Raw genomic sequence first — 17,500 nt, forward strand, 5'->3', positions numbered from 1 at the left:
GGCACGCCGCCAGCGTTCGTCCTGAGCCAGGATCAAACTCTCTTTAAAATAAATGGAATTTGAATACTTATCCAACACCGTGAATAAGTCTCCTTAGCGTCAAAATTGACTTTGCTAGCTTTCTTGCTTGTTTTTTGGAAATCGCTCTCGATTTCCTGTCCTGCGAATTGATTGGTGAAACATATTGTCTCATCGCTTTTTCGTCTTCTTTTTGTTCAGTTTTCAAAGGTCGATTTTTTGAGTTGGCGTTGCGTGTTTAGCGCATCAGCAACGTTTATTAATATACCAATTTTTAAGCCTCTCGTCAATAGATTTTATAATTTTTTTTGAATAAAAATCTTCTTCATTCATATATGACTCCACAAACCCTCACTTTTCAGCCTTTAAGCAGACTTAAGCACATATTATGTTAAATAGATATAAACGCCTTTTTCTTCAAATTGCTTCAGTAAAACTTGATCAAGCTCCTTTCCAGTAACAATACAGGAAATTTCATCCAAATCAGCATATTTAAAGAGAGAAATTCTTCCAAACTTTGTATGATCTGTAATCAAGATGACTTCATCAGCTGAATGCAAGATTCCTTTTTTCACAGAAACCAAATATTCATCATAATGCATCAATCCCTTGTCTACATCTAATGCTGGCGTCGTAACAAACGCTTTATGCACATGAATATTTTGAATCGTTTCATCCGCAATCATACCGTTTAGAATATAAGTTTCTGGATAGATAACTCCACCAGTTACGATGATTTTCGATTTTGAAAAACGTAAAATTGAAGCAGCACGAATGTCATTTGTGATAATCGTCAGCCCTTGTCGTTCTTTCAATGCTTCCGCAATATACCCTGTTGTCGTTCCTGCATCTAGTAAAATCGTATCTCCATCTTCTACCATTTCAGCCGCATAGGTAGCAATGCGGCGCTTTTCTTCATAACGAACTTCACTGCGTTTACTCCAGTCTGGCTCAGAAACCACTTTTTCTTCAAGCATAACTCCGCCGTGTGTGCGTTTTAACTTTTTGTCTTTTTCTAAAGCCGTTAAGTCACGTCGAATCGTCGCCTCATGTACATCAAAATGCTTAGCGAGCTCAGAAACAGTAGCCACTTTCCTTGATTTCACATAGCGCACAATCGCTCTTTTTCGCTCTATTGATAGCATAAAGTTCCCATCTCCTTTCAAAGAAAAAAGCCCTCAAAAAATTGAAGGCTTTGTATCTCTTGTTTTTAGTCGTTCAACCGTTTTTCAAGCTCAGCTTTTTTATCTTCAAACCCTGGTTTTCCAAGAAGCGCAAACATATTAGCTTTATACGCTTCAACACCTGGTTGATCAAATGGATTTACACCGTTCAGATAGCCACTGATACCAACAGCCTTTTCAAAGAAGTATACTAAGTAGCCGAATGTATAAGGATCAAGTGACGGGACTTCTACGACAAAGTTTGGAACTTCTCCATCTGTATGCGCAAGAAGTGTTCCCTCAAATGCTTTTGTGTTTACAAAGTCAACGGTTTCGCCTGCTAAATAGTTAAGGCCATCTAGGTCGACTTCTTCTTTATTAATAGTCAAGTCATGCCGCGGGTTTTTCACCTTCACAACGGTTTCGAATAAGTTACGACGTCCATCTTGGATATATTGTCCAAGTGAATGCAAATCTGTCGAAAAACTTGCACTTGATGGGTAAATGCCTTTTTTGTCTTTTCCTTCGCTTTCTCCGAATAATTGTTTCCACCATTCGTTGAAATATTGAAGACCTGGCTCATAACTGATCAAAAGTTCCGTTACTTTTCCTTTGCGGTAAAGTACGTTACGAGCTGCTGCATATTGGTAAGCAATATTTTCTTTCAAAGAAGGTTTTGCAAAGTCTTTGCTTGCAACTTCTGCGCCGTCCATCATTTTTTTAATGTCTACACCACTCGCAGCGATCGGAAGTAAACCAACAGCTGTAAGCACAGAAAAACGTCCACCAACATCATCAGGCACAACAAAGGTTTCATAGCCTTCACTGTCTGCAAGGGTTTTTAGCGCGCCTTTCGCTTTATCAGTCGTTGCATAAATACGAGATTTCGCGCCTTCTTTCCCATATTTTTTCTCAAGCATTTCTTTAAATACTCGGAAAGCAATCGCCGGTTCTGTTGTTGTTCCTGATTTCGAAATAACGTTCACAGAGAAATCACGGTCACCAACTACTTCAATTAAATCATGAAGATACGAAGAACTAATGCTATTCCCCGCAAAAAACACTTGTGGCGTTTTGCGATCTTTTTTATCCAATACATTGTAGAAAGAATGGTTTAGCGTTTCGATAGCTGCGCGAGCTCCAAGATAAGAACCGCCGATTCCAATAACGATTAACACCTCAGAATCACTTTGAATTTTCTTGCTTGCTTTCAAAATGCGATCAAATTCTTCTTTGTCATAGTCGCTCGGCAAGTTCACCCAACCTAAATAGTCGCTTCCCGCACCAGTTCCATTATGTAGCATATCATGCGCGACTTTAACAGCAGGTTCTAGATAGTCTAGCTCGTGCTCGTCAAAAAAAACGCAACGCTTTGGAATAATCAAAATTAATATGAGTCATTTTATTCCCTCCAAAAATTAAAAAAGATTCTGCATTAACTTTATATCATATACCCAACTTTCGCAAGGATAGTCACTGATTTGCTGGAAACTCGTTACAATGATCATAATGTGCTCCTGTGGCATCTAGTAAAAAGCTAAGCGAGGAATATTCGAGAGGCAGCATATCATCTGCTAGAGCAACAGATAGCCATTTTACACGAAAAGCAATTTCTTCCGTCTTTGGAACTACAAAATCACCTTTTGGAAAAGCACGAAAAACAAATGTGCAAACATGCTCCCACGCTGTTCTTCTTTCCCAGCAGTGCAACAAATTGGCCACAGAAATATCAATATTGGTTTCTTGTTTTATCGCACGTATCAATGCTTCTTCCATTGTTTCATCGGGTTCTACTTCACCACTTGGAAGTCCCCAAGATAAATCTCGTTTTCGTACTGCAAGAATTTCATCCCTTTTTCTATTATAAATAAAACCCTCCACTTTTATTGTCTTTTTCATGGCGCACTCCCTTTCCACTCAAATTCATTCATTTTCTTCTTAATAGCCTAACTAGAATAAATAGTCTAAAAATTTACTTTAAAAAAATCTTTTAATCTTAGACTCAAAGTATTAATTAAAAATAGAATTGTCAGACATCTTAAGTGAAGCACGGATTCTCGCTTCGTCTCATACAACGACCTAATTTAATATTCATTTAAACGATTAAGTGCTATTATAAGAAACCTTGCAAGAAAATTGTTTTATACTTTTTAAAAAAATACTATTTACCTGCGATAGACTCTTTCGTCTAACTGGTTCATTAAAGTATTGTTTTTATCATACCGCTGTCTGTTCATTTACGCAACTACTACTCCTTATCTATTTGTTCCCCTCCCAAAAAAAGAGAAGATATAGTTTAAAAGTGATTACTTTTAATTGCAAAAGCTTACCTATAGTTTCTCAATAGACACTATCCCTTCCTATGAAATAATATTACTTCCCAATTCCAAACTACATGGCGTTATGAATAAGAATGCCATAAATACACCTTCAAAAGAAGAATTTTAATGTAAAATAAAAAGAACAGAATCGCTAAGAAGCTATCTTGTAAATAGTTTCGTTTAACGGTTTCTGTCCTCTTTTTTCGGAATTGACCACACTTTCTTACGTTTTTACAAAAGGCACTATGTTACCTTATATGAATACGGACAAAGAAACAATTGAAATAGGTATAGGTATTATTTATTAAAAACCCAGCGATTCTCTTTCACCCTTTATAAAGATGCCTTTTAATAGTAACCGTATCTGATATTTGATAGAGACCTCAACTTCTTAAGTTTATTCGATTGAGTTTGTGTTAAAGAAATTTCACCTTTTCTAATCACACCAGAAATATCTATATTCATTCGACTCAAAATCAAAGGCACAGCAGACTCTTTTCTTTCTAACTCGCTTTTGTAATGATCTAATATCTTTAATAAAGATGCATTTTTTGGATTGCTGCTTAATTCACTCAACAGCTCAACAATAAAAACTATCACTTGATCACTTCGCTCATCTCCGCCTGAATACCATTTTAATTTCCCCATGATACTCCACTCCTTAAATTATTTTATTGTAGCCATTACTTTATTCTCAAATCAATAATTCAGCTATATACTGCAGGTTCTTCCATTGTCCAGATTAAAGATAGTATCACATTACGGTATTATCAGCCTTATACGCCTCACAGTTTATACCTAGTTTTTCAAAACCGTTGACCATTCCTAAAGCACCAGTTCCTTCTTGATCAGTATCTGTTATATCCCTCAAAGTTTCTATCGAAACCCTTGATTTATAATTATTTAATATCATCTGCATACATGCGATTTCGCAATCCACTTCATTACACTGTGTTATTAATTTTTGTCTCAAAAGATCACCTATAAAAAAATACCCCTCCATAAATACTATGGTCGGGCATTCTCATTAATTTTTATTTGTTCCAACCAGCAGCTCCACCAGTCGCCAAATTGGCCGCAGAATTATTACCAATAATTCCAATGGTTTTTCCCCAATCTACTGAACACTTCTTTTTATTACAGGACACCCCATTACCATAGTATTTCCCGCCAATCGTTTTTGCCATCTCTGTAGAATCTAATCTCGTCATGTTTTTCATAAAACATCACTCCAATCATGTAGTAGCATGTGAAAAGTTTTTTATTTAAAAAAAAATAAAAAACTTTTCGCATAATTACAATATCACTCTATCAACTGAAATGCAATTTTTGCAACATACATCATAATTGATAGAAATCTAATTATAAAAAAATAAACTCCCCCATGATTAATAGGGAAGCGTTTTTCAGGAAATCAAAGCCTCAATTCAACTGAGGAAAAGAAATCCCAACTTGGGGGAAAATCCTGTTTATCACTTGTTTAGCGATCTGCTTTTTTTGATCCACTCTTCTAGCTTATCACGAAGCGTGTTAAAGCCCTCGTCTGCATTTTGTGATTCTTTTTTAGATGTCGTTTTTTTGTGCTGGTTTTGTTTTTTCAAGGGCACGCATTGATAAACTAATTTTGTTTCGCTCTGAATCAATTTCGAGTATTTTGACTTGCACTTCTTGACCAATTTCAAGAAAATCATGAATGTCTTTAACAAAGCCATGCGTAATTTCGGAAATATGAACAAGACCTTGTGTTTTGTCATCGAGCGCAACAAAGGCTCCATAACCTTGGATGCCAACAACTTTGCCAGTCACAACATCTCCAGCTTGAAAATTACTCATCTGAACAACACCTACTTTCTCATTTAATGGATAAAAATTATTATAACACTCGTTCGCCTTTCCTGCCATCTTCTTCTCTTTTTTCGGTTCATTCTTTTCTTGCAAAAAACGCGGGTATGTTACAATGAGAAAGGAGAATTTCGATAAATAAGGGAGGATTTAACATGAGTCAATTTGATGAGGTTATATCGCGTCTCGGCACAAATTCTGCAAAATGGGATGGCGCAAAGGAATTGTTTGGTCGTGAGGGAGTAATCCCAATGTGGGTTGCTGATATGGATTTTAGAGCTCCAATGCCAGTTTTAGATGCTTTTAGAAGTCGAATTGATCACGGGGTGTTCGGTTATACAAATTCTGTAGAACCAATGCTTGATGCACTCATTGATTGGAATAAAAAGCGGCACGGGTTTAAAATTGACCGTTCGGATGTGCTTTTTAATGAGGCTGTCGTTCCTTCCATATCGCTCGCAATTCGTTCACTTACTGAAAAGGGAGATAAAGTTTTAATGCACTCGCCGATTTATCCGCCATTTTTCCGAGTAGCTGGCGAAGAGCTTGAGCGCGAGGTTATCACAACTCCATTAGAATTTCGTAATCACCGTTTTGAAATTGATTTTTCAGATATGGAAGCTAAATTAAAAAATCAAGATATCAAACTTTTTCTACTATGTAATCCACAAAACCCAGGTGGGCGAGTCTGGCATCCTGATGAGCTAGAAAAAATGGTAGAGCTTTGCAAGCGTCATGGGGTCCTGATTGTTTCGGATGAAATCCACTCCGACCTTGTGATGGAGCCTTTCATACATACACCACTCATGAAAGCTTGTCCCGAATATCAAGAACAAATCATCACGCTTATGGCACCAACAAAAACCTTTAATCTCGCAGGTTTAAAAGTCTCTTATTTGATTGTTCCAAATAAAAAATATCGCGAGAAAATCGAAGCTTGGCAGAAATACGTCCATGCTGCAGGAATCAACGAGTTTGGTCAAATCGCACTTTGTGCGGCTTATCGCGAAGGTGAGGCTTGGCTTGATGAATTGCGAGCTTACGTACTTGAAAACTACCACTACGTCAAAGATCAATTTGAGCGCTATGCGCCAGAAGTGGAAGTTGCTAATTTAGAAGCTACCTATTTAATGTGGCTAGATGTCCGAAAAGTCGCTAAGTCTGACGAGAAGATTTATCAAGATATCATTGACGCTGGTTGCGGTATTCAAATGGGATCTGATTTTGGTGAAAATGGAAAAGGATTTATCCGCCTAAACATTGCCTGCCCAAGATCTACCTTAGAAAACGGGATCACGTGCTTGATTAAAGGGATCCAAAAATAAAATATTCAATCACACGGTTTCCCGATGAACAAAACGGGAAACCGTTTTATGTTATCAAGCGATTGCACTACTTTTTCTAAGCATTCCTTGTTATACTTTAAAGTGAACATTTTTACAAAAACTGGAAGCTAGATTGCCGATTTTCAATTTAAAGGAGTGAATTTTTTATGCGTTTAGGACTTCTCGAGATGCGATACTCGAAACTCCGCTACATACTTGTAACTGGAATCATGGTTTTAATTATGCTTTTATCGCTTATCTTATCAGGACTTGCAAACGGACTCGCTTATGATAATGCTTCGTCTGTATCAGATAACAATGTCCCTTACTACGCCATCGCAAAAGATGCACAAGGGAAAGTTTCTCGTTCTTTATTTGAAGAAAGCAAACTTTCAAAAGTTAAGGAACAAGAAAACGTGGCTGATGCTGCTGTACTTGGACAATCCATGCAAACTTTAAAACGGGAAAAAGATGATAAAAAATTCAGTATCGCTTTTTTCGCCATTCAACCAGGGAGTTTTCTCGACCCTAAGATTTCATCAGGAAAAGGACTTGAAGTCAGCAAACCAGATGAAATCGTCGTCGATACTTCGTTAAAAAAAGAAGGCATTAAACTTGGCGACGTGCTCATGGATGACATCTTAAACCGAGAACTTACAATTGTTGGTTTTACGGAAAACCAAAAAATATAGTCATGCGCCAGTTGTTTACATCAACATGCCCACTTGGCAAGCTATTAATCCTATTTTATATCACCAAAAAACGCCGGAAGTAAGTGCCATCCTGATTAAGCCTGAAAATAGCGACAAAAAAAGTTTCGCTTTCCGGATTGTCACTTGAAGTGCTTGATCAAAAGGCTTTCCTAGATCAAATCCCCGGATACTCTGCTGAACAAATGACGCTTAACATGATGATTTACTTCTTGATTGTCATCGGCGGCTTTATTCTTACAGCATTTTTCTATGTTATGACGCTACAGAAAACAACGCAGTTTGGAATCCTCAAGGCGCTTGGAACGAAAGCTAGTTATATCGCGATGAGCATTGTTGCACAAGTGGTCGTTATTTCACTAATCAGCATCATTATCAGCGTGGGTATCACATTGCTATTACCAAGCGTTCTTCCAGATGCGATGCCATTCGAGCTTTCTCTTAGCACCATCGTCACTTACAGCTTGATTTTCTTTATTGTCGCTTTGATTGGGTCACTACTTTCGATGTGGCGCATCAATAAAGTAGATCCACTAGATGCTATTCGCGGAGGTGATGAGTAATGTCGACTATTTTAAAATTTGAAGCTGTTGCTAAGAATTATAAGTCTGGCCCAGATACTGTGCACGCTTTGCATGCAACTGATTTCGAGGCAAATCAAGGAGAATTAATTGCGATAGTCGGCCCCAGCGGTTCTGGCAAAAGTACTTTTCTTTCGCTTGCCGGGGCGCTTCTTTCACCGAGTTCTGGAAAAATTTTCTTGAACGGAAAAGATATTTCAGGTCTTTCAAAAAAAGAGCAAACGGCACTTCGCCTGCGAGAAATCGGATTTATTTTTCAAGCCGCTCATCTCGTCCCTTATCTAAAAGTGAAGGACCAAGTTAGCTTTTCTGCTGAACGGGCTGGAACTTCTAAAGAGAAAGCGGGCAAGAAAGCGTTGGAATTGCTTCACGAACTTGGTCTTGATTCACGTTCCAAGTTTTACCCGAAAGATTTATCGGGCGGTGAAAAACAGCGAGTGGCTATCGCACGTGCGCTCATTAACTCGCCTGCTATCATCCTTGCTGATGAACCCACTGCAAGCTTAGACAGCGAACGCAGCCGAGAAGTTGTAGAGTTGCTACGAAAAGAAGTAGAAGGAACGGAACGCGCTGCCATCATGGTTACTCATGACGAGCGAATGCTTGATTTGTGCGATCATGTTTACCGAATTGAGGACGGTCAATTACGAAAGGATCGTTAACTTTGTCAAAAAGCGAAGCCACTGCCTTTTGGGAGTGGCTTTTTCGAATAAAAAAACTAGCAAATTGAGCATTTGCTAGTTTCATTATTATTGCTTAGAAATCTATTTCTTATTGATGTTCATCCATCAATTTCACAGCTTGACTATAAACCGCATCGCCATTCATTGTACCGTAATCTTGCATGTTGATAACATCAACCGGAATACGACCATCAACAGCTTTTTTCACGTTGCCTTCTTCATAGCGAATTTGTGGGCCAATAAGAACAATATCTGCATCTTTAATTTTTTCATTGAGCTCGGAAATGGAATAAGCATCGATATCCGCTTCATCACCTTTTTTCTCTGCTGCTTCTCTCATTTTTGTGACCAGTAAACTTGTAGACATACCAGCTGAACAGAATAAAACGATCTTTTTCATTTTTATCTTCCTTTCAAATTGAAACGCTTAATGATTACCTTTTCATTATACATTATTCTAGCATCATTTCTCAAGCAAAAGAACTTAAAAAGTATATACTTTTTCAAAACGATTTCATTATTTTCCAAGAAGTTGATTTATTCAAACAAAAGAAATTGCACTTTTGTGAAAAAAGGGACATAATAAAAAAAGAACTATTGCGAACAGGAGTGAAGACATGAAAGTAGTAAAATTTGGTGGGAGTTCGCTAGCTTCAGCCGCTAATTTTGAACAAATTTTCCAAATCATCACTGCAGATTCTAGCCGAAAAATTGTGGTTGTTTCAGCGCCAGGCAAACGTTTTAAAGAAGACGTCAAAGTAACGGATTTACTGATTGATCTTGCTACAAAAGCATTACTGAAAGAAGAAACTGCGGAATTATTTGAGCAAATCGTTGCCCGCTATCAGGAAATCGCTTCAAATACTGGAACCGAGCTCGCGGTTATCAAGTCGATCCGTTCTGATCTCCAGGCGATTCTTGCAAGTGACAAATCGAATCCTGATCGGTTCATGGACCGAATAAAAGCAAGTGGTGAAGACAACAACGCCAAATTAGTTGCTGCTTTTTTTAATGCGCGAGGTATACCAGCACGCTATCACAACCCGAAGGAAGCTGGGCTATTTGTAACGGCGGAACATGCGAATGCTCAGGTTTTGCAAGAATCTTACGAGAACCTTTACAACTTACGTGAAGCAAACGAACTCGTTGTTTTTCCTGGTTTTTTTGGCTATACAAAATCTGGAGAAATCAGCACATTTTCTCGCAGTGGGTCAGATATTACAGGCGCGATTCTTGCAAACGGGGTGAAAGCTTCTCTTTATGAAAATTTCACTGATGTTGATGCCGTTTTCACCGTAAATCCTGCGTTTGTCCATAATCCTCAAGAAATTCACGAATTAACTTACAGGGAAATGCGCGAGCTATCTTATGCGGGTTTTTCCATTTTCCATGAAGAGGCGCTCCTTCCAGCCTTCGAAGCGGGCATTCCTGTTCATATCAAAAATACGAACAACCCTACTTGTTGTGGTACGAAAATTGTCAACGCACATGAACAGGTTGCGCGCCCAGTCGTCGGAATTGCAAGCGATAACGGCTTTAGCCAAATTTATATTAGCAAATACTTAATGAACCGAGAAATCGGATTTGGACGACGCGTGTTATCTATTTTGGAAAAATATCAACTTACTTTCGAGCACATGCCCTCAGGTATTGATGATCTCACGGTTATTTTGCGTGATAACCAACTAAATCCAGACCTTGAACAAACTTTAATCAAGAATCTCACAGAGGAGCTTCAGGCTGATTATGTTAATATTGAGCGTGATATCACGCTTCTTATGATCGTTGGCGAATCGATGCGGCACAACATCGGAACGACTTATCGTGCTAGTCGGGCGCTTGCTAACGCAGGGGTCAATATCGAAATGATCAACCAAGGTTCTTCTGAGGTGAGTATTATGTTCGGCATCAAAAAAGAATTTGAAAAAACAGCAATCCGTGCACTTTACGAAGAATTTTTCAAGTCTCATTAAAGAAAAAAGGCACACCGACTGCGGTGCGCCTTTTCGCTATTATTCTTGAATGTTGATTTTTTCAATCACAACATCGTGCACAGGTTTGTCTTGAGCCGCCGTTTGAACGGAAGCGATGTTATCTACAACATCCATGCCTTCAATCACATGTCCAAACACCGTATGACGACCGTCAAGCCAAGGAGTTCCCCCATCTTTATAGGCTTCAATGATTTCAGTTGGGAATCCAGCTTCTTCCATTTGACCAATCATTTCTTCAGGCATATCCGGCTTTTGAACAATGAAAAATTGGCTTCCGTTTGTATTTGGACCAGCATTCGCCATTGATAAAGCGCCACGTAAGTTAAAAGCATGACGTGAGAATTCATCTTCAAACGGTTCGCCCCAGATGCTTTCACCGCCTGTTCCGTTTCCATTTGGGTCTCCGCCTTGAATCATGAATTCAGGGATAACACGGTGGAAAATCAAACCGTCGTAATAGCCATTTTTAGCATGAGTTACAAAGTTTTCAACCGTTTTTGGTGCGACTTCTGGGAAAAGTTTAGCTTTCAACGTTCCGCGATTTGTTACAATTTCCGCGAGGATTTCATTCTCTGCGATTTCTTTCGATAATTGAGGGTATGTCATAATTATGCTCCTTTGTCTATTTTTAATTTCCAAACCAGATGATAAGCAAGTTGATAAATACAGCAACCATGTATAAAACAAGCAACGTTGCCACAATCCAAATGATAATTTTTTTAACCATGAGTGCTCCTTTTTCCGCAGTCCATGCTGCTCTGATTTTTCAATTCCTACTTAATTCTAATATGAATCGGCTAGTTTTTAAACTAAAAAGAATGGAGTGAACAATTTTGTCGACTGAAAAACGTAATTTATATATTTTAATGCTCGCAAACTTATTGATGTCGGCGAGCACCACGATGATCATGCCATTTCTATCCCTTTACATTGAAACCTTTGGTAAACACTCACCCGCTTACATACAAAAATGGGCGGGGCTGATCTTCGGAGTAACCTTTCTTATCGCCTTTATTTTCTCACCGATTTGGGGAAGAATTGGCGATAAATATGGGTACAAGAAAATTTTGGTTTTTACTTCATTCGGAATGTCCGTTAGCATCTTCCTGATGGGATTTGCCCAATCTGTTGGCTACTTATTGATCCTCAGGATCTTCATGGGGATTGTAACTGGATTTATCGGTATCTCGAATGCCTTTATCGCTCGGCAAACGTCAAAACAAGAAGCTGGAAAAATCCTCGGAACGCTCCAACTGGGCGGTGTTACTGGGATGCTATTTGGTCCACTTTTTGGCGGTGCTATGGCTGATGCTTTTGGTTTTACAAATACATTCACCATAACTGGTATCGCCATTCTACTTTCTTCCATCATTGTAACCTTGGGCTTAAAAGAGAATCGCGATGCACAAACCGGAACGAACACCATGATTTATTCTCGGCGAGCCGTTTTAAAACGAATGTTTAACATGCGGGTTTTACTTACAGTGATGATTATTACTGCGCTCATTCAAATTGCTAATTTTAGTGTCCAACCGCTTCTCGCCCTTTATGTTGGAAAAATGACGCATTCAAGCAATATTGCTTTCATGTCTGGACTTGCCTTTTCAGCCACTGGATTCGGGAACCTTGTGATGACAAGAAAATGGGGTAAACTTGGTGATCAGTATGGCTATGAGAAAATTTTAAATATCCTATTGATTCTTGCAGCATTATTTGTCATTCCCCAAGCCTTCACAACAGAACTTTGGCTCTTCATTTTATTCCGTTTCCTATTTGGAATTGCACTTGGTGGCATGGTTCCTTGCATCACTGCTTATATTCGTCTCGCAGCACCAGGTGCCATGCAGGGCGAAATGTTAGGTTACAATCAAAGTGCACGCTTCCTTGGCAATGTGATCGGCCCTATCCTCGGCGGAAGCCTTTCTGGCTTCATCGGCATCAATAATGTATTTCTCTTTATGAGTGCCATGTTTTTTTGTCGCTTTTTTCATTTTGCTTTACGCGCTACACTCCGACCGAAAGCGCCACCTCAATGTGGACTAAGTCACAGTACTTGCAGAGAATTCCTTTAAGATATTGAGTTCTCTGCATTTTTTCTTGCAAAAAAATATGCTATACTTATACTAGTATTTTTTTTTAACACGAAAAATGTAAGTACTTGCTTTAAAAAATAACGATTCTCGTTAATTGATATAAAAAGGAGGAACTGCTATTGTCTTTACTTCACGTTGCAATTCTTTTGCCCTTTGTTGCGGCACTCCTTATTCCGCTTTTCTACCGGTGGACTAAGAAACTACATACGGGATGGCTTGCGCTTCCGATTCCCGTGGCTCTCTTTATTTATTTTCTAACTTTCATTCCAAAAACGGCTCAGACAGCAACAACAGCGACACTTGAATGGATTCCACGCTACGGTATCAATTTCACAGTCGTGCTTGACGGGCTAAGCCTCTTATTTGCACTCCTCATCACTGGGATTGGTTCACTCGTTGTCTTTTACTCCATTTTTTATTTAGGAAAAAACAAAGAGCGATTAAATAATTTTTATGCCTTTTTACTCATCTTTATGACTGCCATGCTCGGCGTTGTTTTGAGCGATAATTTAATTGTCCTTTATTTATTCTGGGAGTTAACATCGATCAGTTCATTCCTACTTATTGGCTACTGGTACCACCGCGAACGCTCTCGTTATGGGGCAAGAAAATCAATGATGATTACAGTTTTCGGTGGCTTGATGATGCTTGGTGGCTTCTTGATGCTCCACATCATGACTGATAGCTTTTCAATTCGTGAGATTCTAGGCAGTGCTTCGTCAATTTCTGAAAATGTCTTCTTCATCCCTGCGATGATTTTGATCCTTCTAGGAGCGTTCACAAAGTCCGCTCAGGTTCCCTTTCACATTTGGCTGCCTGATGCAATGGAAGCTCCTACGCCTGTCAGTGCCTATCTTCATTCCGCTACCATGGTTAAAGCTGGTCTTTATATTGTCGCTCGGTTTACGCCTCTTTTTGCCGTTTCGGGAGTTTGGTTCAGCGTAATTTCCATCGTCGGGATCACAACGATGTTATGGGGCTCCATTAACGCAACGAAGAAAACCGATTTGAAAGCTATTTTGGCTTATTCTACGATCAGTCAACTTGGAATGATTATGACACTTCTTGGAATTGGATCAGCGAGTCTTCATTTCGATTCAATGAACGATAATATCTATGTTGCAGCAATTGTTGCTGCTATGTTCCATTTGTTCAATCATGCGACCTTTAAAGGGAGTCTCTTCATGGTTGCGGGGATTGTCGATCACGAAACGGGAACTCGGGATATCCGCAGACTTGGTGGCTTGATGCGAATCATGCCGATTACAGCAACGATTGCTTTTATCGGAACGTTCGCTATGGCCGGAATCCCGCCTTTTAACGGCTTTTTAAGTAAAGAAATGTTTTTTGAAAGTTTAACTGAAATTATCCATCTTAATCTTTTCAACTTAGAAAGTTGGGGCATCATTTTACCAGTTGTTGCTTGGATTGCGAGCGTGTTTACGTTTGTTTATAGCATGATGATTTTCTTCCGCACTTTCACGGGCAAAACAAAGCCGTATTTGCTGCCTAAGAAACCACATGAAGCGCCGCTTGGTTTGTTAGTCCCACCGAGTATTCTTGCCTTATTTGTTGTTGGGGTTGGACTTTTCCCTAATCTAATCGCTGCACCGCTCTTAGAGCCCGCGGTTAAAGCTATCTTGCCAACGCTTTCTCACGCAAGTAGCTTCCACATCCATATTAGTTTCTGGCACGGCTTCACGCCAGCGTTACTCATGACTATTGGTGTTATTGTGTTTGGGATCCTTTTGTACAAGACACAGCGCAGTTGGAAACCGTTTATCTCAAGCAAAGTTCCAAAGGCGCTCCGCATTGGGAAAGCCTATGATAATGGCATGTTTTATCTGGAACAAGGCTCTTATCGCTTAACGATGTATGTGATGACGGGCTGGCTTAGAACCTATCTAAACTACATGCTATTTGCCTTCATTGTGCTTGTACTAGGAACGCTTTTCATCACTGATTCGCTAAACTTTGACTTTGCCAACTTAACTCAAATTACACTGGTTGACGGTGTTCTCGCAGCTGTTATTTTTGTCACCTTGATTGGGATTGTGTTTTCAAGGTCGCGAATAACGTCGATTATTCTACTTGGGGCAATGGGATACACGATTAGTATTTTCTTTGTCATCGCAAGTGCGCCAGACTTAGCGCTTACGCAACTTGTGATCGAGACTATTTCGGTTGTTCTGTATCTGCTCGTGTTTTATCACTTGCCACAGTTCAGTAATATCGAGGAAAAACCAAAGCTGTTTTCTACAAAAACATTGCTCAGCATTGGCGTTGGGGTCACTGTAACACTTATCGCTTTGTCGGCTTATGACACTACTTTTTATGACTCGATTTCGAAGTATTATATTGATAATGTTTACAAAGAAGCCGCTGGAAAAAATATCGTAAATGTCATTCTAGTCGACTTCCGTGGTTTTGATACCCTCTTTGAAACAGCAGTACTCGCCATTGCCTCGATTGGTATCTTCGGTATGATCAAACTAAGATTAACGAAAAGGAGGAAGAAAAATGAAAACGAATGACGTTCTGCTCAGAAATGTCACGAAAGTAGCAGCCTTCATTATCTTTTTATTTTCACTGCATTTGTTTTTCGCTGGACACTATAATCCTGGCGGCGGTTTCGTAGCCGGACTTACAAGTGCAGGGGCGATTACGCTTACCCTCCTTGCATATGATATTAAAACGGTGAAGAGCATGCTCAATATCAATACACTTATTATTACTGGAGTTGGTTTGCTGTTCGCTGTTGGGACGGGCTTTATCGGTATTTTTCTTGGCAAGCCGTTTCTAATGCATGTTTATACGTATGTACATTTACCTGTGCTTGGAAAGGTTTCTTTGCATACAGCTACTTTGTTTGACTTAGGCGTTTATCTTGTCGTCGTTGGCGTAACGCTTACAATCATTCAGTCGATTGGGGAGAGTGATTAATATGGAATTACTAATGTCTATCCTGATCGGATTCATGTTCGCAGCGGCGGTTTACTTGATTTTATCGAAAAGCTTACTACGAATCATTATTGGAACTGCTATTCTCAGTCATGGCGTCAATTTATTCGTTTTGACGATGGGTGGGATCAAACGTGGAAATGTCCCGATTCTTGGGATCAAAGCCACTTCACTTTATAATGATCCTTTGCCGCAGGCGCTTATCTTAACAGCTATCGTCATCAGTTTCGGCGTCACCGCCTTCTTTTTAGTCCTTGCATATCGAGCTTATCAGGAGCTTGACAGTGAGAGCATATCCAAAACGAGAGGACATGAAGCCGATGATGAATAATATTGTTTTAGCACCTATTTTAATTCCATTTTTGTTTGCAATTTTCTTGATGCTTTTACCGAAGAAAATTATTTTGCAACGAATTGTCGCCCTTACTGGTAGTCTTATCCTGATTGTTGCTGCCGGGTTCTTAGTTTTCCATGTGCGTACAAATGGAATTACAACGGTTAACGTTAGTAATTGGAAGGCTCCATTTGGAATTACCATCGTAGGTGACATGTTCGCGAGTTTGCTTGTCTTAACGACGAGCATCATTCTTGCTTGCGTCATTGTTTATTCGTTTTACTCAATCGGTAAAGCACGTGAGAAATTTCTTTATTACCCGGCCGTTTTGTTTATGATCGTCGGGGTAAATGGCTCCTTCCTCACAGGTGATATTTTCAACTTATTTGTATTCTTCGAAGTGATGCTAATGGCTTCTTACGTCCTGCTTGTTATCGGCGGAACAAAAATCCAGCTTAAAGCAACGATCAAATATTTATTGATTAACGTTGTTGGGTCAGGCTTTTTCGTTGTCGCAATCGGCATGCTTTACTCGATGATTGGTACACTCAACATGGCGGACATTTCACAAAAAATTGACGCTCTCCACGGTCAGAACACCGGGATGTTAAGTGTTGTTGCTGTGCTTTTCCTATTTGTTTTTGGACTGAAGGCTGGACTATTTCCACTTTATTTCTGGTTACCTGGTTCTTATTTTGCACCGCCGATTCCAGTTCTCGCTCTATTTGGAGGCTTGTTAACAAAAGTTGGAGTTTATGCCATCGTTCGGACATTTAGCTTGTTTTTCACCAAAGAAACTACTTTCGTGATGCCACTACTTGGTATACTGGCCCTGATTACGATTGTGCTCGGGGTGATTGGTGCCATTAGCTATTACGATTTAAAAACGATTGTCATTTACAATATCTTGATTGCCATTGGTGTGATTCTATTCAGCATCTCGATCATGTCTCGTGAATCCGTGATGGGCGCCGTCTATTATTTGATACACGATATGTTGATTAAGGCTGTTTTATTCCTAATCGTTGGCATCATTATGGCAATTACTGGCACGTCATCCGTTAAGAAATTTAGTGGACTAATGACCGAGAAACCCGGGCTTGGATGGGCATTCTTTATTGCCATCATAGCACTTACTGGGATTCCTCCACTAAGCGGCTTCTTTGGGAAACTGTTGATCGTAGAAAGTGCTTTTAGTGCGCATGAAATCGTAGGGGGCATCTTGATCTTACTTTCAAGCCTGTTCGTGTTGATGTCGCTCATCAAAGTCTTCACCCGCGGGTTCTGGGGAGAAAAATCGGGGACCTTTACGCTTACGATCCCTTACCGAAAAATGATGCTTCCGGTCATTATTCTACTTTCGCTTTCGGTGCTTTACGGTTTGTTCTCCAACGCGGTATTCCCGTTCATTGAAGATGCTGTTAATCCAATTGTTGATCCAAAAGTCTATATCGATGCCGTGATAAAGGAGTGAT

Annotated in this window: 14 protein-coding genes and 4 pseudogenes; 9 read left to right on the top strand and 9 right to left on the bottom strand. The window is 39.5% G+C overall.

Annotated features, from left to right (window positions below; translation table 11 throughout):
• Positions 1 to 404 precede the first annotated feature (404 nt).
• The 7 genes and pseudogenes from MAQA_RS08005 to yugI form a co-directional block, all read right to left on the bottom strand.
• Positions 405 to 1,163 (bottom strand): DeoR/GlpR family DNA-binding transcription regulator, encoded by a 759-nt coding sequence (locus MAQA_RS08005; RefSeq protein ID WP_036072951.1) that lies wholly within the window; start codon positions 1,161 to 1,163, stop codon positions 405 to 407.
• Positions 1,164 to 1,228: 65 nt separating this feature from the next.
• Positions 1,229 to 2,582: pseudogene (locus MAQA_RS08010) on the bottom strand (glucose-6-phosphate isomerase).
• A 72-nt stretch (positions 2,583 to 2,654) separates the two neighbouring features.
• A complete protein-coding gene (locus MAQA_RS08015; protein ID WP_036072953.1) occupies positions 2,655 to 3,080 on the bottom strand; it encodes an NUDIX hydrolase in 426 nt (141 codons plus the stop codon).
• 770 nt (positions 3,081 to 3,850) lie between these two features.
• The gene (locus MAQA_RS08020) at positions 3,851 to 4,150 is read right to left on the bottom strand and encodes a bacteriocin immunity protein (RefSeq protein WP_036072956.1); all 300 of its coding nucleotides are present in this window, start codon (positions 4,148 to 4,150) and stop codon (positions 3,851 to 3,853) included.
• Positions 4,151 to 4,256: 106 nt separating this feature from the next.
• Positions 4,257 to 4,505: a cysteine peptidase family C39 domain-containing protein gene (locus MAQA_RS16605; RefSeq protein WP_077913584.1), complete on the bottom strand. Its 249-nt coding sequence runs from the start codon at positions 4,503 to 4,505 to the stop codon at positions 4,257 to 4,259.
• A gap of 31 nt (positions 4,506 to 4,536) precedes the next feature.
• The gene (locus MAQA_RS08030) at positions 4,537 to 4,722 is read right to left on the bottom strand and encodes a leucocin A/sakacin P family class II bacteriocin (RefSeq protein ID WP_036072961.1); all 186 of its coding nucleotides are present in this window, start codon (positions 4,720 to 4,722) and stop codon (positions 4,537 to 4,539) included.
• 252 nt (positions 4,723 to 4,974) lie between these two features.
• Positions 4,975 to 5,335 (bottom strand): annotated as a pseudogene (yugI, locus tag MAQA_RS08035) (S1 domain-containing post-transcriptional regulator GSP13).
• Between the two features lie 164 nt (positions 5,336 to 5,499).
• On the opposite strand from yugI, the gene MAQA_RS08040 reads away from it, so the two are divergent.
• The 3 genes and pseudogenes from MAQA_RS08040 to MAQA_RS08050 all read left to right on the top strand — a co-directional run bounded on the left by MAQA_RS08040 (position 5,500) and on the right by MAQA_RS08050 (position 8,622).
• Positions 5,500 to 6,669, top strand: coding sequence for a MalY/PatB family protein (locus MAQA_RS08040; protein WP_036072962.1), 1,170 nt, complete (start codon positions 5,500 to 5,502; stop codon positions 6,667 to 6,669).
• A gap of 167 nt (positions 6,670 to 6,836) precedes the next feature.
• Positions 6,837 to 7,942: pseudogene (locus MAQA_RS08045) on the top strand (ABC transporter permease).
• Positions 7,942 to 8,622, top strand: a complete 681-nt coding sequence (locus MAQA_RS08050; protein ID WP_036072964.1) for an ABC transporter ATP-binding protein — start codon at positions 7,942 to 7,944, stop codon at positions 8,620 to 8,622. The pseudogene MAQA_RS08045 and the gene MAQA_RS08050 overlap by 1 nt, the downstream one beginning before the upstream one ends.
• Positions 8,623 to 8,731: 109 nt before the next feature.
• On the opposite strand, the gene MAQA_RS08055 is transcribed toward MAQA_RS08050, so the two are convergent.
• The gene (locus MAQA_RS08055) at positions 8,732 to 9,043 is read right to left on the bottom strand and encodes a PTS sugar transporter subunit IIB (RefSeq protein ID WP_036072966.1); all 312 of its coding nucleotides are present in this window, start codon (positions 9,041 to 9,043) and stop codon (positions 8,732 to 8,734) included.
• Between the two features lie 217 nt (positions 9,044 to 9,260).
• Between MAQA_RS08055 and MAQA_RS08060 the strand changes: the two genes are divergently transcribed.
• Entirely contained in the window at positions 9,261 to 10,616 is a 1,356-nt protein-coding gene (locus MAQA_RS08060) for an aspartate kinase (protein WP_036072968.1), read from the top strand.
• Between the two features lie 39 nt (positions 10,617 to 10,655).
• Here the strand turns inward: MAQA_RS08060 and MAQA_RS08065 are convergent, their stop codons facing one another.
• Entirely contained in the window at positions 10,656 to 11,243 is a 588-nt protein-coding gene (locus tag MAQA_RS08065; protein ID WP_036072971.1) for a peptidylprolyl isomerase, read from the bottom strand.
• A gap of 227 nt (positions 11,244 to 11,470) precedes the next feature.
• Here MAQA_RS08065 and MAQA_RS08070 point away from each other — a divergent pair.
• From MAQA_RS08070 to MAQA_RS08090, 5 genes and pseudogenes are all read left to right on the top strand, one after another.
• Positions 11,471 to 12,680, top strand: a pseudogene (locus tag MAQA_RS08070) (lmo2377 family MFS transporter).
• A 169-nt stretch (positions 12,681 to 12,849) separates the two neighbouring features.
• On the top strand, positions 12,850 to 15,264 hold the full coding sequence (locus MAQA_RS08075) for a Na+/H+ antiporter subunit A (RefSeq protein WP_036072974.1): 2,415 nt from the start codon (positions 12,850 to 12,852) through the stop codon (positions 15,262 to 15,264).
• Complete coding sequence (locus MAQA_RS08080; RefSeq protein WP_036072978.1) at positions 15,251 to 15,673, top strand: Na(+)/H(+) antiporter subunit B; 423 nt, start codon at positions 15,251 to 15,253, stop codon at positions 15,671 to 15,673. The genes MAQA_RS08075 and MAQA_RS08080 overlap by 14 nt, the downstream gene beginning before the upstream one ends.
• A 1-nt stretch (position 15,674) precedes the next feature.
• Complete coding sequence (locus tag MAQA_RS08085) at positions 15,675 to 16,022, top strand: Na(+)/H(+) antiporter subunit C (RefSeq protein WP_036072981.1); 348 nt, start codon at positions 15,675 to 15,677, stop codon at positions 16,020 to 16,022.
• Entirely contained in the window at positions 16,015 to 17,499 is a 1,485-nt protein-coding gene (locus tag MAQA_RS08090) for a Na+/H+ antiporter subunit D (protein WP_149023345.1), read from the top strand. The genes MAQA_RS08085 and MAQA_RS08090 overlap by 8 nt, the downstream gene beginning before the upstream one ends.
• Position 17,500: the final 1 nt, after the last annotated feature.

Source organism: Listeria aquatica FSL S10-1188 (assembly GCF_000525795.1).
Classification (GTDB): domain Bacteria; phylum Bacillota; class Bacilli; order Lactobacillales; family Listeriaceae; genus Listeria; species Listeria aquatica.